This window comes from Pseudomonas sp. AK181 (assembly GCF_051122975.1).
Taxonomy (GTDB): domain Bacteria; phylum Pseudomonadota; class Gammaproteobacteria; order Pseudomonadales; family Pseudomonadaceae; genus Aquipseudomonas; species Aquipseudomonas lactis.
Genome location: NZ_CP146348.1, coordinates 4124538 through 4146327, shown reverse-complemented (window position 1 = coordinate 4146327; position 21790 = coordinate 4124538). Strand labels below are relative to the sequence as shown.

The following is a 21790-nucleotide window of genomic DNA, read 5'->3' as shown; positions in this document are numbered from 1 at the left end:
GGTTTTTCGCGAGCAAGCTCGCTCCTACAAAAGAGCCAGGGTAGGTGGTTGATTTCGGGGGTTCAGTTGGAGCGCAGGCGCAGGATGTGTGCGCCGTCGAACGGGTCCGTCAGGTAATGCCCCTGCACCCCGAATGTCTCCTGTAAACGCTGTGGCGTCAGCACCTCCAGTGGCGTACCCAGCGCCACCAGCCGCCCGCGATCCAGCACGGCCAGGCGGTCACAGGTGAGTGCCTGGTTCAGGTCGTGCAGCGCAATCAAAGTGGTCACCGGCAAGCCTTGCACGCCTTTTAAAATCGCCAGTTGATGCTGGATATCCAGGTGATTGGTCGGCTCGTCCAGCAATAGAATCTGGGGCCGTTGCGCCAGGGCGCGAGCGATGTGTACGCGTTGGCGTTCGCCGCCGGAGAGGCTGCGCCAGGCGCGTTGGCTCAGGTGGGTGGCGTCTACGTCGTGCAGCGCCTGGTGCACGATGGCGTCGTCTTCACGCGACCACGGGCTCAGCGCCGACAGCCACGGCGTGCGGCCCAGCGCCACGGCGTCGAACACGCGGATGGCGTCATCGGTATCGGCCTGTTGTTCCACCACCGCCAGCTGTTGCGCGATGGTGCGGCGCGACAACTCACCGAGCCGCTTGCCACCCAGGCGAACTTCGCCGCTGGCCGGCGGGCGCAAGCCGGCGAGCAGTTTGAGCAGGGTGGACTTGCCCGAACCGTTCGGCCCTACGATGCCCAAGGTTTCGCCCGCCTGCACGTCCAGGTCGATACCGTGCAGCAACTGGGCCTCACGCACCTTGAAACCCAGGCCGCTGCAACTGAGCACGCTCATCGGGCGTTCCTCCGGCCAATCAAAATCAACGCAAATACCGGCGCGCCTACCAGCGCCGTGACCACCCCAACGGGAATCACTTGGCCCTTGATCAGGGTGCGTGACAGCACGTCCGCAGCGATCAGAAACAGCGCGCCGCCCAAGGCACTGGCGGGCAGCAGGCGCGAGTGCCCAGTGCCGAGCAACAGGCGCGCAGCGTGGGGAATCACCAGCCCGACAAAACCAATGGAGCCGACGATGGACACCATCACCGCCGTGACCAACGCCGCACAGGCCATCAGCACAAATTGCACGCGGCGCACCGGGATGCCCAGGGAGGCCGCCGAGTCGCTGCCAAAGGTGAACGCATCCAGTGCGCGACGATGCCACAGGCACACCGCCAGCCCTAGCGCCGCCACCGGCACCGCCAACCACACCGACGGCCAGCGCACGCCGCTGAGGTTGCCCAGCAGCCAGAACATAATGCCGCGGGCTTGCTCGGAGCTGGCCGACTTGGTGATGAGGAACGCAGTCAGGGCATTGAACAATTGCGAGCCGGCGATGCCCGCGAGGATGATCTGCCCGGTGCCGCTGGACGATCCGCTGGCGCGGGCGAGCAGAATCACCAGCGCAAACGCGGCCATGGCGCCGACAAACGCCCCTGCCGACAACGACACCAGCCCGCCGCCCACACCGATCAGCACGACGAGCACGGCCCCGGTGGAGGCGCCGGCGCTGATACCCAACAGGTACGGGTCTGCCAGCGGGTTGCGCAGCAACGATTGCAGGATCACCCCGCAGGTCGCCAGCCCGGCACCGCAGGCTGCTGCCACCAGGGTGCGGGTCAGGCGGTAGTTCCACACCACGCCTTCATCGATCGGGTCCAGCGCATAGCCGGCGGCCCAGAGTTTATTGGCCAGCACCTGCAACACCACCTGCGGTTCGATGGCGGTTTCGCCGATGGCCACGCCAGCGAGCAGGGCGAGCAACAGCAGGGCGAGGGCAAGGAGGGTGCGCATCATTGGCCCAGGTCGTAGCCGTCGATGGCCGTAGCGAGTTGTTCCAGGCCGTCGAACGTGCGCAGGCTGGCCTGCAGTGCCAGGGCGTCGAGGATGATGATGCGGTTGTGTTTCACCGCGTCCATGTTGCGGGTGACGGGGTCGCTGCGCAGGAAGGCGAGTTTCTTCTCGTGGTCGTCGGCGGGGTAGCGGCGACGGTCCATGCGTGCAATCACCAGGAAGGTGGGGTTGGCCTTGGCGATGGTTTCCCAGCCAACGGCGGGCCATTCTTCATCGGACTGCACCACGTTGTGCAGGCCCAGGGTGTGCAGCATGAATTGCGGCACGCCTTTATGGCCGGCCACATAAGGGTCGCTGGCCATCTCGGCACTGGAGAACCACACCAGTGCGCTGGCCTGCTTCAAGCCTTTGCCCTGGGCGGTGGCGATGGATGCGGCCAGGCGCGCCTTGAGCTGATCGTTCAATTGTTGGCCGCGCGCCTGCACGTCAAAAATCTGCGCCAGTTGGTGGATGCTCTGGTAAATCGTCTCGATGCGAAACGGCTGCAACCGCGTGCCGTCGGCGCCGACCAGGTTGTCCTTGGCCTCGCAATCGGACGGCAGCACGTAGGTGGGGATCTTCAACTCATGGAATTGCTCACGGGTGCCGACCACGCCTTGCGGGCCCACCACCCATTCCAGTTCGGCGGCCACCAGTTGCGGGCGCTTGGCGATCACTGCTTCAAAGCTCGGCTCGTTGTTGGCCAGCCGCTCGATGCGGTCGTTCTGTGCTTTGTACTGTGGCAACACGTTGTTGAACCACAGCGACGTGCCTACCACTTTATCGCCCACGCCCAAGGCATAAAGCATCTCGGTGGCGGCCTGGCCGATGCTCACGCTGCGAGCGGGCGCTTGTTGGAAGGTCAGGCTGCTACCGCAGTTTTCCACGGTCAGTGGGTAGTGGCTTGGCGCGGCGTGTGCCAGGGCGCAGGCACTCAGGCCTGCGAGCAGGGCGGTAACACGTGGCAGCATGGGGCGATCTCCGAGTGAGCCATGGGTGCAGCTGGGGAGTTACGGCTCGGAAATACGCCCTGGGGCGCTACAGGTGCGCAGGGCCAGGATGTCCTTCCCGGACACCCCGCCGGTTAGTGATGTTGCTGGGCCGGCAGGTCTCCTGACTGATGCGTCATCGCCAAGCCCCAGCCTTCCCGGACGAGGTCCAGTGGCATTCAGGGGCAGGCTCAGCACCTACAGTTGCGGGGGCAGTTTCGATTGGCGCCTGGGCGGCGTTTCGAATTCCCTATTAGTCCCACGTGGGAACCGGCGCCGGTATGGTAAGCGATCAAGCCCTGTAGGAGCGAGCTTGCTCGCGAAGAACTTGAGAACACCGCGGGGCATCAGGCGCCCCTGCGTTATCGTTGACGGTCTTCGCGAGCAAGCTCGCTCCTACAGGGGGCACTGGTTAGAGTCGAATGTCTTGGGGGCCGCGGATCAGGGCCTCGATGCGCGTGCCGGTGGCGCGCTCTTCGTTGCTGAAGCCGTCGTAGTCAGCCAGTTGGCCGAAGCGAATGCCGGTCAATTGCTCGATCGCGATCACACTGCGCTGGTAGGTTCTGAGCTGGCCGAACACCAGGTCCAATTGGTCCAGCTCGCGGCGCTGGTCAATCATGTAGGCGCTGGCAGACGGTTTGCCGTCATCGCTGAGGTAGGCCACCACTTTCCAGAATGCCTGGGGGATTTTTACCCCGCGATACACGCGGTCGTTGTCGCTGAACACCGGGCCGCTGAACACCGTGGCCCGGGCTTTCCAGCGCTGGGTGTTGTCGAGGATATAGTCCTCGAGTTCCAGCCAGGTCTTCTGGTTGAAGCCGCTCATCTGCGGCGAGCAGTTGGTGAAGTGGAAGGTGTCGAGGTTGGCCGTGTTCGCGTCGTCGCCCCAGTTGGGGTCCTGGCGGCGCACCAGGTGGCCGCGGTCCAGGCCGTTGCCGGCGTACAGGTCTTCACCGACCTGGGCGTCGGTGGGCAGGCGGCCATCGTAGGCCCAGGTGTCGTTGCTGCGCACGATGTCCACATGCTTGGCGCCGTCGATATTTACCCCCACGTACAGCGCCAGTCGTCGAGAGCGCGACATGGTGATGGAGAAATGCGTGTAGTCCAGACGCTTGGGTTGCACGTCGCCCGCCAGTGGCTCGCCAACCGTGGGCCATGGCACCACGAAGTCGCTGAGGAAATCGTCGGCGTAGCCAACGCGGTTTTTGAGGTCCTTGGCCGCTGTGACACGCGGCGTCGTGGCTCTGGCTTCCAGCAGGGTGGGGCTGGGCGCGATCAACGGTCGCAGGTCGGCAAGCCTGGGGCGGTGCGACAGATCGATTTTGACTGTGCGGGCGGGCATGGGCATGTTCCTTATGGGCCTCGGATAAACACCACTGAAACACAAACTCATGACAATTTGGCCCGGGTGGCGATCCCAGGGCTATCCTGAAAAGCGTTACCCGGACGTTCATCACACGCCAAAAAGGAGCCAGCTCATGTGTGTTCGCCAACCGCGCAATCCGATTTTCTGCCTCATCCCGCCGTACATGCTCGACCAGATCGCACGCCACGGCGACAAAGCCCAGCGGGAGGTCGCGTTACGCACGCGTGCCAAGGACAGCACGTTCCGCTCGTTGCGCATGGTCGCCGAACCCGCCAAAAGCCCCGCGCGGATGGCTTTGGCGGCGGGCAGCGAAAAACAGCGCTCGATCTACAGCGCCAACAACACCGACAGCCTGCCCGGAAAACTGATCCGTGGCGAAGGGCAGCCCGCCAGTGGCGATGCGGCGGTGGATGAAGCCTATGACGGCCTGGGCGCAACCTTCGACTTTTTCGACCAAGTGTTCGACCGCAATTCCATCGACGAAGCGGGCATGGCCCTGGATGCCACCGTGCATTTTGGCCAGGACTACAACAATGCGTTCTGGAATTCGACCCAGATGGTGTTCGGCGACGGCGACCAGCAGTTATTCAACCGCTTCACGGTGGCGCTCGATGTCATCGGCCACGAGTTGGCGCATGGCGTCACCGAGGATGAGGCCAAACTCATGTACTTCAACCAGTCCGGCGCGCTGAACGAGTCGTTGTCGGACGTGTTCGGCTCGTTGATCAAGCAGTACGCGTTAAAGCAAAAGGCCGAAGACGCCGACTGGTTGATCGGCAAGGGGCTGTTTACCAAAAAGATCAAAGGCACTGCCCTGCGTTCGATGAAAGCGCCTGGCACCGCCTTTGATGACAAGCTGCTGGGCAAAGACCCGCAGCCGGGGCACATGGATGATTTTGTACAGACTTACGAGGACAATGGTGGGGTGCATATCAATTCCGGCATTCCCAACCATGCGTTCTATCAGGTGGCGATCAATATAGGCGGGTTCGCCTGGGAGCGTGCCGGGCGTATATGGTACGACGCACTGCGTGATTCGCGGTTGCGGCCCAATTCCGGGTTTTTGCGTTTTGCGCGCATCACCCACGACATTGCCGGCCAGCTTTATGGCGTGAACAAGGATGAGCAGAAGGCGGTCAAGGCAGGCTGGAAAGCGGTGGGCATAAACGTTTGACGAAGCCGCCTGTGCGGCGAGGAACAGCCATGCGAATTTCAATTAAGGAAAGCGGCGGGGCGGCGTATTTTCCGGGGCTGGCCAAGCCGCGTACGGTGGAACTGGACTCGCTGCCCGAACCCGACCAGCAGGAGTTGCGGCAACTGATCAAAGCTGCCGATTTTTTCAAGTTGCCACAAAGTACCGATCCCGAGCCTGGTAACCCAGGCCGGGTGCATTACACCCTGACAGTGGCGGAGGGCAAGCGCGAGCACACGGTCTGTGTGCTCGCGCCGGTGAATTCTCCGGCACTGGAGGGGTTGGTGCAGTGCGTACGGCGACATATTAATTGTTGAAGCGCCAAGGCTGATTTTTTGCCCAGGGAGCTTGTTGTGGCTCTTGGCAAGCTACTTACGATCCAGCCATACCGTCTGCGCATTGCAAAATTCGCGTACGCCGAAGTGCGACAGCTCGCGACCGAACCCGCTCTTCTTCACGCCGCCAAACGCCACCCGCGGGTCTGAGACGCTGAACGAATTGACGAAGACCCCACCGGTCTCCAACTGATCGGCGATAGCCCGCGCCTTTGCCGCGTCGCTGGTGAAGATGCTCGCAGTCAGGCCAAACTCGCTGTCATTGGCCAAGGCCACGGCGTGCTCGGCATCGCGGGCGGTGATGATCGAGGCCACGGGGCCGAACAGTTCCTGTTTGAACGAGGTCATCTGGTCGGTGACGTTCGCTAACACCGTCGGCTCGTAGTAATTGCCGGCGCCAGCGACTTTGTTGCCGCCCAGCAACAGGGTAGCGCCTTCTTCCAGCGTGGCCTGCACCTGGCCATGCAGCTCGTCGCGCAGGTCGAAGCGGGCCATCGGGCCCACATAGGTGTTGGCTGACGCTGGGTCGCCCATCACCAGGGCGCGGGTGGCTTCAACGAATTTGGCGGTGAAGGCGTCCACCACGCCGGCCTCGATGATCAGGCGCTTGGCGGCGGCGCAGACTTGGCCGCTGTTCTGGAAGCGGCCGATGACGGCGGCTTGTACGGCGGCGTCGAGGTCGGCGTCGTTGAGCACGATAAAGGGGTCGGAGCCGCCGAGCTCCAGCACGCATTTCTTCAACGCGGCCCCGGCCTGGGAGCCGATGGCGATACCGGCGCGCACGCTGCCGGTGAGCGTTACGGCGGCGATGCGCGGGTCGGCGATGGCGGTGGACACGCCCTCCTGGGTCACGTTGATCACTTCGAACACGCCTTCAGCGAAACCGGCTTTACGCAGCGCTTGCTGGATCAGGTAGGCGCTGCCCATTACGTTTGGCGCGTGTTTGAGCACGTAGGTGTTGCCGGCAAGCAGGGTCGGCACGGCGCCACGCAGCACTTGCCACACTGGGAAGTTCCACGGCATCACCGCGAGGATAGGGCCCAGCGGGCGGTATTCGATCCGGGCGCTGCCGTTGTCCACCAGGGTGGGTTCCGGGGCGAGCATGGCCGGGCCGTGGGCGGCGTACCACTCGCTCAGTTGGGCGCACTTTTCGATTTCGGCGCGGGCCTGGGCGATGGGTTTGCCCATTTCCAGGGTGATCATTTGCGCCATGTCTTCAGCTTGCTCACGCAGGGCGGCAGCCAGGGCCAGCAGGTATTCGGCGCGCTGGCTTACCGGCGTGCGGCGCCAGGAGTGGAAGGCATCGGTCGCGCGGGTGAGGGCGGCATCCAGTTGTTCTGCGCTTTCATAGGGGTAGCTACCGACTGTTTCACCGTTGGCAGGGTTGATCGACAGGGCGTGGGTCTGCTGGGAGATAGCGTTGTTCATGGCACCGTCCGGCTGAATGAGTGGAATGGGGCCAGCGTACGGGGCTGTATGTTTTCTGGAAACTGAATAATATTAAGCGATATATTCTCATTACGAGAATGTTTGGCCTAAGCTCGTCCCCACGCTCTGCGTGGGGATGCATCCCCTGACGCTCCGCGTCAGAGAGCTGTGAGCCACGTTGATGATTGGAGAATGATTTGGATCTGGTGCAGCTGGAAATCTTCAAGGCCGTTGCCGAGCAAGGCAGCATCAGCGCCGCCGCGCAGTTGATTCATCGCGTGCCATCGAACCTCACCACGCGCATCAAGCAACTGGAGCAGGACCTGGGCGTGGAGCTGTTTATCCGCGAGAAAAGCCGCCTGCGCCTGTCGCCGGCCGGGTGGAATTTCCTCGGCTATACACGGCGCATTCTTGATCTGGTGCAAGAAGCCCGTGCGACGGTGGCGGGGGAGGAGCCCCAGGGCGCCTTTGCCCTGGGCTCGCTGGAGAGCACGGCGGCCGTACGTATCCCTGCGTTACTGGCGGCGTATAACCAGCAATACACCAAGGTCGAGCTGGACCTGAGCACCGGCCCCTCGGGCACCATGATCGAAGGGGTACTGTCGGGCCGGCTGACAGCGGCCTTTGTCGATGGGCCAGTGCTGCATTCCACGCTAGAGGGTGTGGCAGTGTTCGAGGAGGAGATGGTGGTGATTGCGCCACTGCATCACGCGCCGATCACCCGTGGCCAGGATGTGAATGGCGAGAACATCTATACGTTCCGCTCCAACTGTTCGTACCGGCATCACTTCGAACGCTGGTTCTCACAGGATGGCGCGGTGCCGGGCAGGATCTTCGAGATCGAGTCGTACCACGGCATGTTGGCCTGTGTCAGCGCCGGGGCCGGGCTGGCGCTGATGCCACGCAGCATGCTGGAAAGCATGCCCGGGTGTGCGGCGGTGAGTGTGTGGCCGCTGTCCGACACGTTCCGTATCTTGAATACCTGGCTGATCTGGCGCCGGGGCACGGTGTCACAGAGTTTAAACAGCTTCGTAAAACTACTGGAAGAACGCACTCTGCCAGCACCCTAGCTCCCACAGGTATCTTGCATCAGCCGCCAAATTGCAGGGTGCCCATGGCTAGTTTGGCCATGATTGCCGTCGCACCCAGTTGTACCAGCCATAACGCCAACCCACCGAGGAATACTCCCAGTGCTACCTGCAGCACAAGGCTCTTCTGTCGCTTGGATTGCGGTGCGCGTGGGGCGTAGTCATGCAGTTCGTCGCGGTCGGCGCGCAGGTCCAGGTCGTCGTTTCTCATAAAGCTCTCACAGCAAGGGGCAGTCGGTGTTCAGTCTAGTGTGTTCGCCAATAAAAAGGGGGAAGCCATTGGCTTCCCCCTTCGTATAACGCTTGCCGGCTTACAGCACCTGGACAATCGCCTTGGTCACCGCACCAATGTTCGACTGGTTCAGCGCCGCTACGCAGATGCGACCGGTATCCAGCGCATAGATCCCGAACTCGGTACGCAGGCGGGTGACTTGCTCAACGCTCAAACCGGAGTAGGAGAACATCCCGCGCTGACGACCGACGAAACTGAAGTCATGGCCTGGCGCAGCCTTGGCCAGTTCGGCCACCATCTGCTCGCGCATGCCGCGGATGCGCAGGCGCATTTCGGCCAGTTCGGCTTCCCACTGGGCGCGCAGTTCAGGGCTGTTCAACACGGCGGCAACGATGGCTGCGCCGTGGGTGGGCGGGTTGGAGTAGTTGGTGCGGATCACACGCTTGACCTGGGACAGGATGCGTGCGCTTTCTTCCTTGGACTCGCTGACGATCGACAGCGCGCCCACGCGTTCGCCGTACAGCGAGAACGACTTGGAGAACGAGCTGGACACGAAGAAGGTCAGGCCCGATTCCGCGAACAGGCGCACTGCGGCGGCGTCTTCGTGGATGCCATCGCCGAAGCCCTGGTAGGCCATGTCGAGGAACGGCACCAGGTTCTTGGCCTTGACCACGTCCAGCACGTTTTGCCAGTCGGCCGGGCTGAGGTCGACGCCAGTCGGGTTATGGCAGCAAGCGTGCAGCACCACGATGGACTGGGGCGGCAGGGCGTTGAGGTCTTCGAGCAGGCCGGCACGGTTCACGTCGTGGGTGGCGGCGTCGTAGTAGCGGTAGGTCTGCACCGGGAAACCGGCTTTTTCAAACAGCGCCTGGTGGTTTTCCCAGCTCGGGTCGCTGATGGCGACGACGGCGTTGGGCAGCAGTTGCTTGAGGAAGTCGGCGCCGATTTTCAGCGCGCCCGTGCCGCCCACGGCCTGGGCAGTAATCACACGGCCTTCGCTCAACAGCGGCGACTCAGCGCCAAACAGCAGCTTTTGCACGGCCTGGTCGTACGCCACGATGCCGTCGATCGGCAAGTAGCCACGGGCGGCGTGTTGCGCCACACGAATGGCTTCCGCTTCGGCAACGGCACGCAAGAGTGGAATCTTCCCCTCCTCGTTGCAGTAAACGCCCACGCCAAGGTTCACCTTGGTGGTTCGTGTATCGGCGTTGAATGCTTCGTTGAGGCCCAGGATTGGATCGCGTGGTGCCATTTCGACAGCGGAGAACAGGCTCATTTTTGCGGCAGCTCTATGGGGGGTAGGAGGGACGTGTCGCGCTCCAGCCGAATGCACTAGAGCGGTGCACAAACGGGGAGCTAGTATAGAGGCCATCACGGCTGAGAGCGACAACGGAAACGGCTTTTCGGCCATGTTTTTCGGTTTATTTGCTGACCGTTAGTCTTATTGCAACATTGGCGAGAAAGGTCGTGTAGGACGACGGCCTTGAAACCCGTCACATTCGACACCACTTCTACAGCTATCATGGTTTTTTCCTGCAACCTGCGATGATTATTCGCGGGTTGCTGAGCTATTTCGTCCCTGGCGGTGTCGAGTCTGGGGTGACTTCACGAGGTACGTTATGTCGGATTTCCAGCTCGTTACCCGTTTTGAACCCGCCGGCGACCAACCGGAAGCCATTCGTCAGATGGTCGAAGGCATCGAAGCCGGCCTCGCGCACCAGACGCTGCTTGGGGTGACCGGTTCCGGCAAGACCTTCAGCATCGCCAACGTGATCGCCCAGACCAACCGCCCGACCCTGGTGCTGGCGCCGAACAAGACCCTGGCGGCGCAGCTCTATGGCGAGTTCAAGGCGTTCTTCCCGAACAACGCGGTGGAGTACTTCGTTTCCTACTACGACTACTACCAGCCCGAAGCCTATGTGCCGTCCTCCGATACCTTTATCGAGAAGGATGCGTCGATCAACGACCACATCGAGCAGATGCGGCTGTCGGCCACCAAGGCGTTGCTTGAGCGCAAGGACGCGATCATCGTTACCACGGTGTCGTGCATCTACGGCTTGGGCAGCCCGGAAACCTATTTGAAGATGGTGCTGCACGTCGACCGGGGCGACAAACTCGACCAGCGCGAACTGTTGCGCCGCCTGGCGAGCCTGCAGTACACCCGTAACGACATGGACTTTGCCCGCGCCACCTTCCGGGTGCGCGGCGATGTGATCGACATCTACCCGGCCGAATCCGACCTGGAAGCCATCCGCATCGAACTGTTCGATGATGAAGTCGAAAGCCTGTCAGCCTTCGACCCGTTGACCGGTGAAGTGATCCGCAAGCTGCCACGCTTCACCTTCTACCCCAAAAGCCACTACGTAACCCCGCGCGAAACCCTGATGGGCGCCATCGAGGGCATCAAGGTCGAGCTGGCCGAGCGCCTGGAATACCTGCGCTCCAACAATAAGCTGGTGGAAGCCCAGCGTCTGGAGCAGCGCACCCGCTTCGACCTGGAGATGATCCTGGAGCTGGGCTACTGCAACGGCATCGAAAACTACTCGCGTTACCTCTCGGGCCGTGACTCCGGGGCGCCGCCGCCGACGCTCTATGACTACCTGCCGCCGGACGCCTTGCTGGTGATCGACGAGTCCCACGTCAGCGTGCCGCAGGTGGGCGCCATGTATAAGGGCGACCGTTCACGTAAAGAAACCCTGGTGGAATACGGTTTCCGCCTGCCGTCGGCGCTGGACAACCGGCCGATGCGCTTTGACGAATGGGAAGCCATCAGCCCGCAGACCATCTTCGTCTCTGCTACGCCCGGCAACTATGAAGCCGAGCATGCGGGCCGCGTTATCGAGCAACTGGTGCGACCCACAGGCCTGGTGGACCCGGAAATCGAAATCCGCCCGGCGCTGACCCAGGTCGATGACTTGCTCTCGGAGATCAACAAACGCGTGGCTCTGGAAGAGCGGGTGCTGGTTACCACCCTGACCAAGCGCATGTCCGAAGACTTGACCGACTACCTGGCCGACCACGGCGTGCGCGTGCGTTACCTGCACTCGGACATCGACACCGTGGAGCGCGTGGAGATCATCCGCGACCTGCGCCTGGGCACCTTCGATGTGCTGGTGGGGATCAACCTGCTGCGCGAAGGGTTGGATATGCCAGAAGTGTCACTGGTGGCGATCCTGGATGCAGACAAGGAGGGCTTCCTGCGCTCCGAGCGGTCATTGATCCAGACTATCGGCCGAGCGGCGCGTAACCTCAATGGCCGTGCAATTCTCTATGCCGACCGTATCACCGGCTCCATGGAGCGGGCGATTGGCGAGACCCAGCGCCGTCGCGACAAGCAGATCGCGTTCAACCTGGAACACGGCATTACCCCCAAAGGTGTGTTCAAGGACGTTGCCGACATCATGGAAGGCGCCACCGTGCCCGGCTCGCGCAGCAAGAAGCGCAAGGGCATGGCCAAGGCCGCCGAGGAGAGCGCCAAGTACGAGAACGAACTGCGCTCACCGAGTGAGATCACCAAGCGGATTCGACAGCTGGAAGAGAAGATGTACCAGTTGGCGCGGGATCTGGAGTTTGAGGCGGCGGCGCAGACGCGGGATGAGATTGGCAAGTTGCGTGAGCGCCTGTTGGCTGTTTGATTTGTGTTGATTGGGCTGGCCTCATCGCGGGCAAGCCCGGCTCCCACATGGATCTGTGAACACGGTCAAAATGTGGGAGCTGGCTTGCCTGCGATGGCCGCGCCTCGGTTTTCCAGAAATCACCCAGGCTGTTACCATTCGCCCCTTGTTTCAATTTTCAGTTATATCGCCCATTCGAGACCTGCCATGACCACCGTCCGCACGCGCATTGCGCCATCGCCTACTGGGGATCCCCACGTCGGTACTGCTTACATCGCCCTGTTCAACTACTGCTTTGCCAAGCAGCATGGCGGTGAGTTCATCCTGCGGATCGAAGACACCGATCAACTGCGCTCCACCCGTGAGTCCGAACAGCAGATTTTCGATGCCCTGCTCTGGTTGGGCATCACCTGGGCTGAAGGCCCGGACGTGGGCGGCCCTCACGGCCCGTATCGCCAGAGCGAGCGCAGCGACATCTACAAGCAGTACACCCAGCAACTGGTCGATATGGGCCATGCCTTCCCGTGCTTCTGCACCGCCGAAGAGCTGGACCAGATGCGCGCCGAGCAACAGGCCCGTGGCGAGACCCCGCGCTACGATGGCCGTGCTCTGCTGTTGTCCAAGGAAGAAGTGGCTGCGCGCCTGGCCGCCGGTGAGCCTCACGTCATCCGTATGAAGGTGCCAAGCGAAGGCGTGTGCGTGGTGCCGGACATGCTGCGCGGTGACGTCGAGATCCCGTGGGACCGCATGGACATGCAGGTGCTGATGAAGACCGACGGCTTGCCGACGTACTTCCTGGCCAACGTGGTCGATGACCACCTGATGGGCATCACCCATGTGCTGCGCGGCGAAGAGTGGCTGCCATCGGCGCCCAAGCTGATCCTGCTCTACGAATACTTCGGCTGGGAGCAACCGCAGCTGTGCTATATGCCGCTGCTGCGTAACCCGGACAAGAGCAAGCTGTCCAAGCGCAAGAACCCCACGTCGGTGACGTTCTACGAGCGCATGGGCTTCATGCCCGAGGCGATGCTCAACTACCTGGGCCGCATGGGCTGGTCGATGCCGGACGAGCGCGAGAAGTTCTCGCTGCAGGAAATGGTCGACAACTTCGACCTGTCCCGCGTCTCCCTCGGCGGACCGATCTTCGATATCGAGAAACTGTCGTGGCTCAACGGCCAGTGGCTGCGTGACCTGCCGGTGCAAGAGTTCGCCAGCCGTGTGCAGCAGTGGGCGTTGAACCCCGAGTACATGATGAAGATCGCGCCGCTGGTGCAGGGCAGGGTAGAGACTTTCAGCCAGGTCGCACCCCTGGCCAGTTTCTTCTTTGCTGGTGGCGTGAATCCCGATCCCAAGCTGTTCGAGTCCAAAAAGCTCTCCGGTGACCAGGTTCGCCAACTGATGCAGTTGATCCTGTGGAAGCTTGAAAGCCTGCGTCAGTGGGAGAAGGATGCAATCACCGCGACCATCCAGGCGGTGGTCGAATCCCTGGAGCTCAAGCTGCGTGACGCCATGCCGCTGATGTTTGCCGCAATCACCGGGCAGGCCAGTTCGGTGTCGGTGCTCGATGCGATGGAAATTCTCGGCCCGGACCTGACCCGTTTCCGCCTGCGCCAAGCCCTTGATTTGCTTGGTGGTGTGTCGAAGAAAGAAAACAAGGAATGGGAAAAGCTGCTGGGCGCTATCGCTTAAGCAGGCCGCTTGCGGCACGAAACCCCGGTTTTCCGGGGTTTCGTCGGTAAGTGATTGTTATCCCGGCAAAAAATTTTGGAAATTGTTGAAAATAAATTTGACACGTTTCCAAACCGCCATTAAGATTCGCCCCGTCCTCACCGATGAGGGGCTATAGCTCAGCTGGGAGAGCGCTTGCATGGCATGCAAGAGGTCAACGGTTCGATCCCGTTTAGCTCCACCAATTTACAGGTTCAAGGTTCCGGCCACACCGTCCTTGAATTGATCAGGTCTCAGCTCTGATCAGATGTACAGAAGGTTTTGTCCCCTTCGTCTAGTGGCCTAGGACACCGCCCTTTCACGGCGGTAACAGGGGTTCGAGTCCCCTAGGGGACGCCAGTTTCAACAAGCAGCTCGAAAGGTCTGCTGCGTCGTGAGACGAAAAATCCGGGGCTATAGCTCAGCTGGGAGAGCGCTTGCATGGCATGCAAGAGGTCAACGGTTCGATCCCGTTTAGCTCCACCAATTTTACAGGTTCAAGGTTCCGGCCACACCGTCCTTGAATCGATCAGTTCTCAGCGCTGATCAGTTGTATAGAAGGTTTGTGTCCCCTTCGTCTAGTGGCCTAGGACACCGCCCTTTCACGGCGGTAACAGGGGTTCGAGTCCCCTAGGGGACGCCACGATTACCCGCTCTGCGGGATTTTTAAGGGTCATTCAATTATTGAATGGCCCTTTTGTTTGTCTGGCGTTTGGCCAATTCCCTCCTTTATTACCCATTTTTCTGTTCTGACCGGCGGTCGTGCTTGTCGCTTGCCAAATATTATTATGGTAATAATATTCAACCCATGAAAGACGGAGGCTTCGATGAGCGATAAAAAAGCGCAAACCCGCGAACGTATTTTGCAGGCTGCCAGCGCGGCATTGATCCAGCGTGGCCCGGCTGAGCCCAGTGTGGGCGAAGTGATGGGGGCGGCGGGGCTGACGGTCGGAGGCTTCTACGCGCATTTTGAAAGCAAGGACGCGCTGATGCTGGAAGCGTTCAACCAGTTACTGGCGCAGCGCCGCGCGTCCATCGATGACTTGGACGAACAGCTGACCGGCGAAGAGCGCCGCACGCTGGTCGCCGCGTTTTATCTGTCACGCAAGCACCGCGACTCCACGACCCAGGCCTGCCCGTTGCCCGCGACAGTGGGGGAGATGGGGCGCTTGCCGGACGCATTTCGCGAGGTCTTGAACGAGCACGTCGAGTTGATGGCCGCGCAACTGGCCGGCAGCCCTGAAGAGATCGACAAGGCCCTGGCCGACATGGCCTTGATGGTGGGCGGGCTGACCCTGGCGCGGGCGCTGGGGCCGGGCGAGTTATCAGATCGGGTGATACGTGCGGCCAAGTCGGCGGTACGCTGAAAGAGGGTAAGCACGATGGGCGCATTGACCTGGGTTCGTGGTTTCAATGGCACGGTGGGGCGCCTTGCGCCGCATGCGGTCGCCAGCAAGATGCGTCGCACCTTCATGACCCCGCGCGATCTGCCGCCGCGTGACTGGGAGTTGCCGCTGTTGGCCCAGTCGGAGCGCATCACCCTGCGTTTCGGCCTGTCGGCGTTGAGATGGGGGCATGGCCCGGCGGTGCTGCTGATGCATGGCTGGGAAGGCCGGCCCACTCAGTTCGCCAGTTTGATCACAGCGTTGGTCGACAACGGCTATTCGGTGATTGCCCTGGACGGTCCCGCCCACGGCCGGTCGCCAGGGCGTGAAGCCCATGTGCTGCTGTTTGCCCGCGCCATGCTTGAGGCGGCGGCCGAGTTGCCGCCGCTGTACGCGGTGGTCGGCCATTCCATGGGCGGCGCCAGTGCGATGCTGGCGGTGCAGTTGGGGTTGCGTACGCAGGCACTGGTGAGTATTGCCGCACCGTCGCGCTTTCTGGATGTGTTGCGTGGGTTCACCCGCATGGTCGGCTTGCCGCCACGGGCGCGCTCAGCCTTTATCCAGGAGGTAGAGTTGAGCATGGGCATGCCGCTCAAGCATTTGGACGTGGCCCACTACCAATTGAACATTCCCGGTCTGATCGTGCACGCCGAGGACGACACCTTCGTTCCGGTCAGGGCGGCTCAAGCCATTCACCAAGCCTGGTTCGACAGCCGCCTGCTGCGCCTGGAGCAGGGCGGCCATCAGAAAGTGCTCGCCGACCCGCAGGTGATCGACGCTGTACTCGCGCTATTGGCCGGCTGCCGTCTACAGGAGCGCCAGAGCGCCTGATACACTGCCCCGCCGACATCAATCGACTGGAGCAAGGCATGGGCTGGGATTTGGCAACGCCGTTCATCATCGATCTGCAGGTTGCGGCTGAGGACATCGACGGCCTGGGGCACGCCAATAATGCGGTGTATGTCTCGTGGCTGGAGCGTTGCGCCTGGCGCCATTCCCAGCGCCTGGGGCTGGACCTCACCGAATACCGCCGCCTGGACCGCGCCATGGCCGTGGTGCGCCATGAAATCGACTACCTGGCGGCAGGCTATGAGGGCGACGAATTACAACTGGCCACCTGGATCGTCGATTGGGACCAACGCCTGAAAATGACCCGTCGTTTCCAGCTGGTACGCCCCCGCGACGGCGCGACCCTGCTGCGTGCGCAAACAACCTTCGTATGCATTGAGTTGTCCAGCGGCAAGCCCAAGCGCATGCCCGCCGAGTTTATCGACGGTTACGGCCCCGCCCTGACAGGGGGTTAACGGTTGTCGCTGGAAACCCAGTAAACTGCGCCACGATTTTTGTTGAGTGTTTTCCATGCAAATTGCTTTGGCGCCCATGGAGGGGTTGGTCGACAACATCCTGCGGGACGTGTTGACCCACGTGGGCGGTATCGACTGGTGCGTGACCGAATTTATCCGTGTCAACGACCGCCTGCTCACGCCTGCCTATTTCCACAAGCTCGCGCCTGAACTGCTGCACGGTGCCCACACGGCGGCGGGTGTACCGCTGCGGGTGCAGTTGCTCGGTTCCGATCCAGTGTGCCTGGCGGAAAATGCCGCCCTGGCCTGTGAATTGGGCTCAGAGGTGATCGATCTGAACTTCGGGTGCCCGGCCAAGACCGTGAATAAGTCCCGAGGTGGCGCGGTGCTGCTCAAGGAGCCTGAGCTGCTCAACCAGATCGTCGAGCATGTGCGCCGCGCCGTACCTGCGCATATTCCCGTGACCGCCAAGATGCGCCTGGGCTTCGACAGCCCGGATGGCGCATTGGTGTGCGCCACGGCCCTGGCCGAGGGCGGCGCGGCGCATATCGTGGTGCATGCACGCACCAAGGCCGATGGCTATAAGCCGCCGGCCCATTGGGAATGGATCCCGCGGGTGCAGGACGTGGTCAAGGTGCCGGTGTTTGCCAATGGCGATATCTGGAGCGTCGAAGACTGGAAGCGCTGCCGCGAAATCAGCGGCGCCGAAGACATCATGCTAGGCCGTGGCCTGGTAGCGCGGCCCGATCTGGCACGGCAGATTGTGGCGGCCAAGGCCGGCGAAGAGGTGGTCGAGATGACTTGGGCGCAGATGCAGCCCATGCTTCAGGAGTTCTGGCGCCAGTCGGTGGCGCAACTCACGGAAAAGCAGGCGCCCGGCCGCTTGAAGCAGTGGCTGGCGATGCTCACGCGTAACTACCCGGAGGCCGTGGAGTTGTTCACCGCCTTGCGCCGCGAGACGGACTTGAACCAAGTCAGTCGCCTGCTGGGTATGCCTCATCCAGCAGCCGCCTGAACCCCTCGATTGGCAACGGTCGGCTGTGCAAATACCCCTGGAATAAATGGCAGCCCAGCTTTTGCAGGAACGCCAACTGCTCCAGGGTTTCCACGCCCTCGGCAATGACTTCCAGGTTCAGGCTGCGGGCCATGGCCACAATGGCGCGGATGATTTCCGCATCATTGGGATCGTGGGTCGCATCGCGCACGAACGACTGATCGATTTTCAACGCATCCACCGGCAGGCGCTTGAGGTAAGTCAGGGATGAGTAGCCGGTGCCGAAATCATCCATCGCAAAGCTCACGCCGAGTTTTTTCAGGCGACGCATCTTCACCACGGTATCGTCCAGGTTCTGGATCACGATGCCTTCGGTAATTTCCAGTTTCAGCAGGCTGAACGGCAAGCCGTGTTGCTTGAGGCTGTGCTCCACTCGCTCTACAAAGTCGTTCTGGCGAAACTGCCGGGGGCTGATGTTCACGCACAGGCTGAAGTTGAGCGGGTCCACCAAGCCGTCGGCAATCAACTGGGCAAAGGCGCCGCAGGCTTCATCGAGAATCCAGGTACCCACCTCCAGGATCAGGCCGCTGTCTTCCAATACCTTGATAAATTCCGTCGGCGACTGCGCGCCCAATTGTGGATGCTGCCAGCGCACCAGGGCCTCGGCGCCGATTATCCTGTTGCCGCGCGCATCCACCTGGGGCTGGTAGTGCACGCTGAATTCGCCGCGTGACAAGGCCAGGCGCAAGTCGGTCTCCATGCGCAGGCGTTCGCTGGCGGTTTTTTGCATGCTGTTGTGAAACATCTGCGTGGTGTTGCGCCCGGAGTCCTTGGCGCGGTACAGGGCGATGTCGGCGCGCTTGAGCAGATCGGCGGGTGTGGTGCCATGGTCGGGGATCAGCGCCACGCCGATGCTGGGCGTGACCTGCAGCCGATGGCCGTCGAGAAACATCGGTTCCGAAAGCAATTCGCGCAGGGTATCGGCCAGCGCTTGCACCTGGCTGCTGACCGTCTGGCGGGTGCCCTCCAGGCCGCTGAGCAATACCACAAACTCGTCGCCGCCCAGGCGCGCCACGGTGTCCTCCATGCGCACGCTGGCTTCCAGGCGGGCGGTGACGATTTTCAGCACGGTGTCGCCAACGGGGTGGCCGAGGGAGTCGTTGATGTGCTTGAAGTGGTCCAGGTCCAGAAACAGCAGGGCGCCGCGCAGGTTGTGGCGCTTGAGCAGGGCGATCTGCTGGCTCAGGCGGTCCATCAGCAGTGCGCGGTTCGGCAGGTTGGTCAGCGGGTCGTGATAGGCCAGGTGACGGATCTGCGCCTGGGCGTTCTTCAATAGGCTTACATCCCGCGCGGTCAGCAGCAGGCAGGGGGTTTCATTCAGGGTGATCGGCTCTACCGAGACCTCCACCGCCAGCACCTCGCCACGCTTGTTGCGCCAGAGCATTTCCAGGTGGTGAATGCGCCCCTTGATCTGTAACTCGGCCAACAGTGCGGCGCGTTGGTTTTCATCGGCCCAGATGCCGATCTGGTACAGGGTCAGGCCGATGGCCTCTTCGGTGCGGTAACCGGTCAGGCGGCAAAAGCCGTCGTTGACCTCTACATAACGGCCGGTGTCGCGTTCGGTGATGGATATCGCATCGGGGCTGGAGTGGAACGCTTTGGCGAACTTCTCTTCACTGGCCTTGAGTGCGGCTTCCGAGCGTTGCTGTTGGGTGATATCGCGCAGCGTAGTGACGATGCATGGCTGGTCGCTGACCTTGATCAAGCGGCTGGAAATCATGCAGGTCAGGCTTTGGCCGTCCTTGTGATGCACCACGATCGCCACATTGCTCAGGGCCTGTTCGCGTATCACCTGCTCGATGCGCTGCAGGCGCTTGCTGGAGTCGTCCCACAGGCCGATTTGTTCGGCGCTTTTGTCGAGCACTTCGGCGGCGGTAAAGCCAAACGTCTGGGTAAACGCCGGGTTGATCTCGATAAAGGCGCCGCTCTCCAAACAGGTGACGCAGATCGGGTCGGGGCTGGCCTGGAACAGGCTGGCGAACTTCTCTTCCGAGGCGGTCAGCCGCTGCTCGCGCTCGACCTGGTCGGTGATGTCCAGCAAGGTGCCGGCCATGCGCAGGGGCTTGCCTGACTCATCGCGATACAGGCGTGCGCGGCTCTCCAGGTAGCGCGGGCTGCCGTCTTCCATTTGCACGCGATAGGTCAGCTGATAGTTGCCGCCCGGGCCTTCGCGCAAACTGCGGTACGCATGGCGCATGCCCTCGCGGTCCTCATCGGACATGCCTTCAAAAAATGCCTCGAAAGACTCATGGAACGGCGCGGGCTCCAGCCCATGCAGCTGGGCGGCACGCGCTGAGCCGTAAAGCATGCCGCTGGGGATGTGCCAATCCCAGGTGCCCAGTTGCGCGGAATCCAGAGCCAGGTCCAGGCGCTCCTGGCTGTCCTTGAGTGCTTGCTCGGCGTTTTTACGTTCGGTGGTGTCCAGGAACGTGCTGATCAGGTACGCCTCGCCGTCCAGTTCGACCTTTTGCGCGCTGAGGGTGCCGTCATGGATCTGGCCGTTGCTGGCGCAGAACTGCACTTCCATGGTGATGGGTTCACCCTTGCGCTGCGTGGCCTTGACCAGCAGCGCACGCTGTTCCGGGTGGCACCACAAGCCCAGTTCCAGGGTGGTGCGGCCGATGGCATCGGCCACCGGCCAACCGAACAGCATCTCGAAATACTGGTTGGCTTCGCTGATCAAACCGTCAGCCTGGCGCGTCAGCAGTACCATGTTCGGGCACAGGTGGAACAGGGTGGCAAAGCGCTTTTCCGAATGGCTGAGGGCGTGTTCACGGTCGCGTTGGTGGGTGATCTCGCGGATCACCCCGATCATGCGCCGCCGTCCGGCTTTGTCGGGAACCAGGCTGCCGCTGATTTCCAGCCAGTGCTGGCTGCCATCGGGCCATTGGATGCGGTGGTGCATGGCGCGGTCGAGCGGCTCTCCGGCGAGCACCGCATGAAAGCCGCGCACCACCCGCGCACTGTCTTGCGGGGCCAGCAGGTCGAGGTAGTCGAGGTCCTTGGGCAGAGGCTGGCGCGGGTCAAAGCCGAATAACGCCTGGGTACCCCGCGACCAGCTGATTCTTCCCGTGTCGATTTCCCAGGACCAGGCACCCAGCCGCGCGGCATTGAGGGCCGTCAGCAGTTGCGGGGCGCTGTCCCAGCTTTGTTCCGCCGCTTGAGGGTCCAGGGCGTAGATGCGGGGCAGGGGTGGAACCGGGTCAACGGGGTTGCGCATTATCAAAGGGCCTTGGCTCATTGAGAAAACCGCGCGGTTTGACCTAAACCCCTGGCCCACACAGTGTCATGCCGGTAACCCTGGCAGATCGACCTGTGCATCCAACAGGCTCATGAAAGCCCGCGCAGCGTTCGACAGCGTCCTTTCGGTGTGCACGATATAGCCTAGCTGGCGACTGAGCTGTATGCCCGGCAAAGCGATACTTGCCACCTGATCATCGAGCATGGTGCGCGGTAACACGCTCCAGGCCAGGCCGATGGAGACCATCATCTTGATGGTTTCCAGGTAGTTAGTGCTCATCGCGATATTGGGCGCGAGGCCCTGGGCCTCGAACAGGCGGCTGACAATATGGTGGGTAAAGGTGTTGCCGCCGGGAAATACCGCCGGATGCCCGGCGATATCGGCCAGGCTGACGGAGCCGTTGCTGATCAGGCTGTGTTCGGGCGCCACCACAAAATCCAGCGGGTCGTCCCACACACGGGTAGCTTGCACCAGGTTGTGGGGCTCTGGCGCCAGGGTGATCACCGCGACTTCCGCACGGCCGTGGAGGATTTCTTCGTAGGCCACTTCTGAATCCAGAAACTGAATATCCAGCGCCACATTCGGATATTGCCGCGTGAAAGTGCGCAGGATCGGCGGCAGGCGGTGCAGGCCTATGTGGTGGCTGGTGGCCAGGGTGAGGCGCCCGCTGACCTCGCCGGTGAGGTTGGTGAGGGCGCGGCGGGTGTCGTCCAGCACGTTGAGGATTTGATAAGCGCGTGGCAGCAAGGCCCGCCCAGCCTCGGTCAAGCCGACTTCACGGCCCAGGCGGTCGAACAGCCGTACCTTCAGTTGTTGCTCCAGGCCGGCGATGCGTTTGCTGATGGCTGGCTGGGTGAGGTGCAGGCGTTCGCCGGCGCCGGAGAAGCTGCCGGTCTCGGCGATGGCGATAAAGGCGTTGAGGTTGGCCAGGTCCATGGTGCTATTCCAGTTGGTAATCCAAAGCATAAAAAATATGAATTTGAGTTATTTA

18 protein-coding genes, 4 tRNA genes and 1 riboswitch are annotated in these 21790 nt (G+C 61.9%); of the genes, 13 read left to right on the top strand and 9 right to left on the bottom strand.

Annotation, left to right across the window (positions count from 1 at the left end; genetic code table 11):
- Positions 1–62: 62 nt before the first annotated feature.
- From V8689_RS18880 to V8689_RS18865, 4 genes are all read right to left on the bottom strand, one after another.
- Positions 63–827, bottom strand: coding sequence for an ABC transporter ATP-binding protein (locus V8689_RS18880; protein WP_032896123.1), 765 nt, complete (start codon positions 825–827; stop codon positions 63–65).
- Positions 824–1828, bottom strand: coding sequence for a FecCD family ABC transporter permease (locus V8689_RS18875; RefSeq protein WP_056785844.1), 1005 nt, complete (start codon positions 1826–1828; stop codon positions 824–826). The genes V8689_RS18880 and V8689_RS18875 overlap by 4 nt, the downstream gene beginning before the upstream one ends.
- A complete protein-coding gene (locus V8689_RS18870; protein ID WP_047711417.1) occupies positions 1825–2835 on the bottom strand; it encodes an ABC transporter substrate-binding protein in 1011 nt (336 codons plus the stop codon). Before V8689_RS18870 ends, V8689_RS18875 begins: the two co-directional genes overlap by 4 nt.
- A gap of 115 nt (positions 2836–2950) precedes the next feature.
- Positions 2951–3143, bottom strand: a riboswitch (cobalamin riboswitch).
- A 122-nt stretch (positions 3144–3265) separates the two neighbouring features.
- Positions 3266–4195: a DNA/RNA non-specific endonuclease gene (locus tag V8689_RS18865; RefSeq protein WP_056785841.1), complete on the bottom strand. Its 930-nt coding sequence runs from the start codon at positions 4193–4195 to the stop codon at positions 3266–3268.
- 136 nt (positions 4196–4331) lie between these two features.
- Here V8689_RS18865 and V8689_RS18860 point away from each other — a divergent pair, with 136 nt between their 5' ends.
- Together V8689_RS18860 and V8689_RS18855 are read left to right on the top strand one after the other, a co-directional pair.
- Positions 4332–5393 carry a M4 family metallopeptidase gene (locus V8689_RS18860; protein WP_056785837.1) on the top strand — a complete coding sequence of 354 codons (1062 nt, stop codon included), beginning with the start codon at positions 4332–4334 and terminating at the stop codon, positions 5391–5393.
- Positions 5394–5422: 29 nt separating this feature from the next.
- Positions 5423–5728 (top strand): protealysin inhibitor emfourin, encoded by a 306-nt coding sequence (locus V8689_RS18855; RefSeq protein WP_056785834.1) that lies wholly within the window; start codon positions 5423–5425, stop codon positions 5726–5728.
- 51 nt (positions 5729–5779) lie between these two features.
- On the opposite strand, the gene V8689_RS18850 is transcribed toward V8689_RS18855, so the two are convergent.
- Entirely contained in the window at positions 5780–7174 is a 1395-nt protein-coding gene (locus tag V8689_RS18850; RefSeq protein WP_056785832.1) for an aldehyde dehydrogenase family protein, read from the bottom strand.
- 197 nt (positions 7175–7371) lie between these two features.
- Here V8689_RS18850 and ptrR point away from each other — a divergent pair, with 197 nt between their 5' ends.
- Complete coding sequence (ptrR, locus tag V8689_RS18845; RefSeq protein ID WP_056785830.1) at positions 7372–8244, top strand: putrescine utilization regulator PtrR; 873 nt, start codon at positions 7372–7374, stop codon at positions 8242–8244.
- 19 nt (positions 8245–8263) lie between these two features.
- On the opposite strand, the gene V8689_RS18840 is transcribed toward ptrR, so the two are convergent.
- Positions 8264–8473, bottom strand: a complete 210-nt coding sequence (locus V8689_RS18840) for a hypothetical protein (protein WP_056785829.1) — start codon at positions 8471–8473, stop codon at positions 8264–8266.
- A gap of 100 nt (positions 8474–8573) precedes the next feature.
- A complete protein-coding gene (locus V8689_RS18835; RefSeq protein ID WP_056785826.1) occupies positions 8574–9770 on the bottom strand; it encodes an amino acid aminotransferase in 1197 nt (398 codons plus the stop codon).
- A gap of 343 nt (positions 9771–10113) precedes the next feature.
- On the opposite strand from V8689_RS18835, the gene uvrB reads away from it, so the two are divergent.
- The 10 genes from uvrB to V8689_RS18785 all read left to right on the top strand — a co-directional run bounded on the left by uvrB (position 10114) and on the right by V8689_RS18785 (position 17519).
- A complete protein-coding gene (uvrB, locus tag V8689_RS18830) occupies positions 10114–12129 on the top strand; it encodes an excinuclease ABC subunit UvrB (protein ID WP_003192575.1) in 2016 nt (671 codons plus the stop codon).
- A gap of 186 nt (positions 12130–12315) precedes the next feature.
- A complete protein-coding gene (gene gltX, locus V8689_RS18825; protein WP_434520581.1) occupies positions 12316–13797 on the top strand; it encodes a glutamate--tRNA ligase in 1482 nt (493 codons plus the stop codon).
- 147 nt (positions 13798–13944) lie between these two features.
- Positions 13945–14020: transfer RNA gene (locus V8689_RS18820), tRNA-Ala, on the top strand.
- A gap of 79 nt (positions 14021–14099) precedes the next feature.
- Positions 14100–14175: transfer RNA gene (locus V8689_RS18815), tRNA-Glu, on the top strand.
- A 50-nt stretch (positions 14176–14225) separates the two neighbouring features.
- Positions 14226–14301 (top strand) — tRNA-Ala (locus V8689_RS18810).
- A gap of 81 nt (positions 14302–14382) precedes the next feature.
- Positions 14383–14458 (top strand) — tRNA-Glu (locus V8689_RS18805).
- A gap of 184 nt (positions 14459–14642) precedes the next feature.
- The gene (locus V8689_RS18800; RefSeq protein WP_003192571.1) at positions 14643–15182 is read left to right on the top strand and encodes a TetR/AcrR family transcriptional regulator; all 540 of its coding nucleotides are present in this window, start codon (positions 14643–14645) and stop codon (positions 15180–15182) included.
- Positions 15183–15197: 15 nt separating this feature from the next.
- Positions 15198–16031: an alpha/beta hydrolase gene (locus tag V8689_RS18795; protein ID WP_056785824.1), complete on the top strand. Its 834-nt coding sequence runs from the start codon at positions 15198–15200 to the stop codon at positions 16029–16031.
- Between the two features lie 38 nt (positions 16032–16069).
- Positions 16070–16504 (top strand): acyl-CoA thioesterase, encoded by a 435-nt coding sequence (locus V8689_RS18790; protein WP_003192568.1) that lies wholly within the window; start codon positions 16070–16072, stop codon positions 16502–16504.
- 55 nt (positions 16505–16559) lie between these two features.
- Positions 16560–17519: a tRNA dihydrouridine synthase gene (locus V8689_RS18785; protein ID WP_032896135.1), complete on the top strand. Its 960-nt coding sequence runs from the start codon at positions 16560–16562 to the stop codon at positions 17517–17519.
- On the opposite strand, the gene V8689_RS18780 is transcribed toward V8689_RS18785, so the two are convergent.
- Together V8689_RS18780 and V8689_RS18775 are read right to left on the bottom strand one after the other, a co-directional pair.
- On the bottom strand, positions 17479–20778 hold the full coding sequence (locus V8689_RS18780) for an EAL domain-containing protein (protein ID WP_060765726.1): 3300 nt from the start codon (positions 20776–20778) through the stop codon (positions 17479–17481). The genes V8689_RS18785 and V8689_RS18780 overlap by 41 nt on opposite strands.
- A gap of 66 nt (positions 20779–20844) precedes the next feature.
- The gene (locus V8689_RS18775) at positions 20845–21735 is read right to left on the bottom strand and encodes a LysR family transcriptional regulator (RefSeq protein WP_034134164.1); all 891 of its coding nucleotides are present in this window, start codon (positions 21733–21735) and stop codon (positions 20845–20847) included.
- Between the last annotated feature and the right edge of the window lie 55 nt (positions 21736–21790).

What these genes read in the sequence shown, in the direction of transcription:
- V8689_RS18850 (WP_056785832.1), bottom strand. Translation starts at nt 7,174, where the DNA reads ATGAACAACGCTATCTCCCAGCAGACCCACGCCCTGTCGATCAACCCT.
- V8689_RS18870 (WP_047711417.1), bottom strand. Translation starts at nt 2,835, where the DNA reads ATGCTGCCACGTGTTACCGCCCTGCTCGCAGGCCTGAGTGCCTGCGCC.
- V8689_RS18880 (WP_032896123.1), bottom strand. Translation starts at nt 827, where the DNA reads ATGAGCGTGCTCAGTTGCAGCGGCCTGGGTTTCAAGGTGCGTGAGGCC.
- V8689_RS18780 (WP_060765726.1), bottom strand. Translation starts at nt 20,778, where the DNA reads ATGCGCAACCCCGTTGACCCGGTTCCACCCCTGCCCCGCATCTACGCC.
- V8689_RS18860 (WP_056785837.1), top strand. Translation starts at nt 4,332, where the DNA reads ATGTGTGTTCGCCAACCGCGCAATCCGATTTTCTGCCTCATCCCGCCG.
- uvrB (WP_003192575.1), top strand. Translation starts at nt 10,114, where the DNA reads ATGTCGGATTTCCAGCTCGTTACCCGTTTTGAACCCGCCGGCGACCAA.
- V8689_RS18795 (WP_056785824.1), top strand. Translation starts at nt 15,198, where the DNA reads ATGGGCGCATTGACCTGGGTTCGTGGTTTCAATGGCACGGTGGGGCGC.
- V8689_RS18785 (WP_032896135.1), top strand. Translation starts at nt 16,560, where the DNA reads ATGCAAATTGCTTTGGCGCCCATGGAGGGGTTGGTCGACAACATCCTG.
- V8689_RS18835 (WP_056785826.1), bottom strand. Translation starts at nt 9,770, where the DNA reads ATGAGCCTGTTCTCCGCTGTCGAAATGGCACCACGCGATCCAATCCTG.
- V8689_RS18840 (WP_056785829.1), bottom strand. Translation starts at nt 8,473, where the DNA reads ATGAGAAACGACGACCTGGACCTGCGCGCCGACCGCGACGAACTGCAT.
- V8689_RS18790 (WP_003192568.1), top strand. Translation starts at nt 16,070, where the DNA reads ATGGGCTGGGATTTGGCAACGCCGTTCATCATCGATCTGCAGGTTGCG.
- V8689_RS18800 (WP_003192571.1), top strand. Translation starts at nt 14,643, where the DNA reads ATGAGCGATAAAAAAGCGCAAACCCGCGAACGTATTTTGCAGGCTGCC.
- V8689_RS18865 (WP_056785841.1), bottom strand. Translation starts at nt 4,195, where the DNA reads ATGCCCGCCCGCACAGTCAAAATCGATCTGTCGCACCGCCCCAGGCTT.
- V8689_RS18775 (WP_034134164.1), bottom strand. Translation starts at nt 21,735, where the DNA reads ATGGACCTGGCCAACCTCAACGCCTTTATCGCCATCGCCGAGACCGGC.
- V8689_RS18855 (WP_056785834.1), top strand. Translation starts at nt 5,423, where the DNA reads ATGCGAATTTCAATTAAGGAAAGCGGCGGGGCGGCGTATTTTCCGGGG.
- gltX (WP_434520581.1), top strand. Translation starts at nt 12,316, where the DNA reads ATGACCACCGTCCGCACGCGCATTGCGCCATCGCCTACTGGGGATCCC.
- V8689_RS18875 (WP_056785844.1), bottom strand. Translation starts at nt 1,828, where the DNA reads ATGATGCGCACCCTCCTTGCCCTCGCCCTGCTGTTGCTCGCCCTGCTC.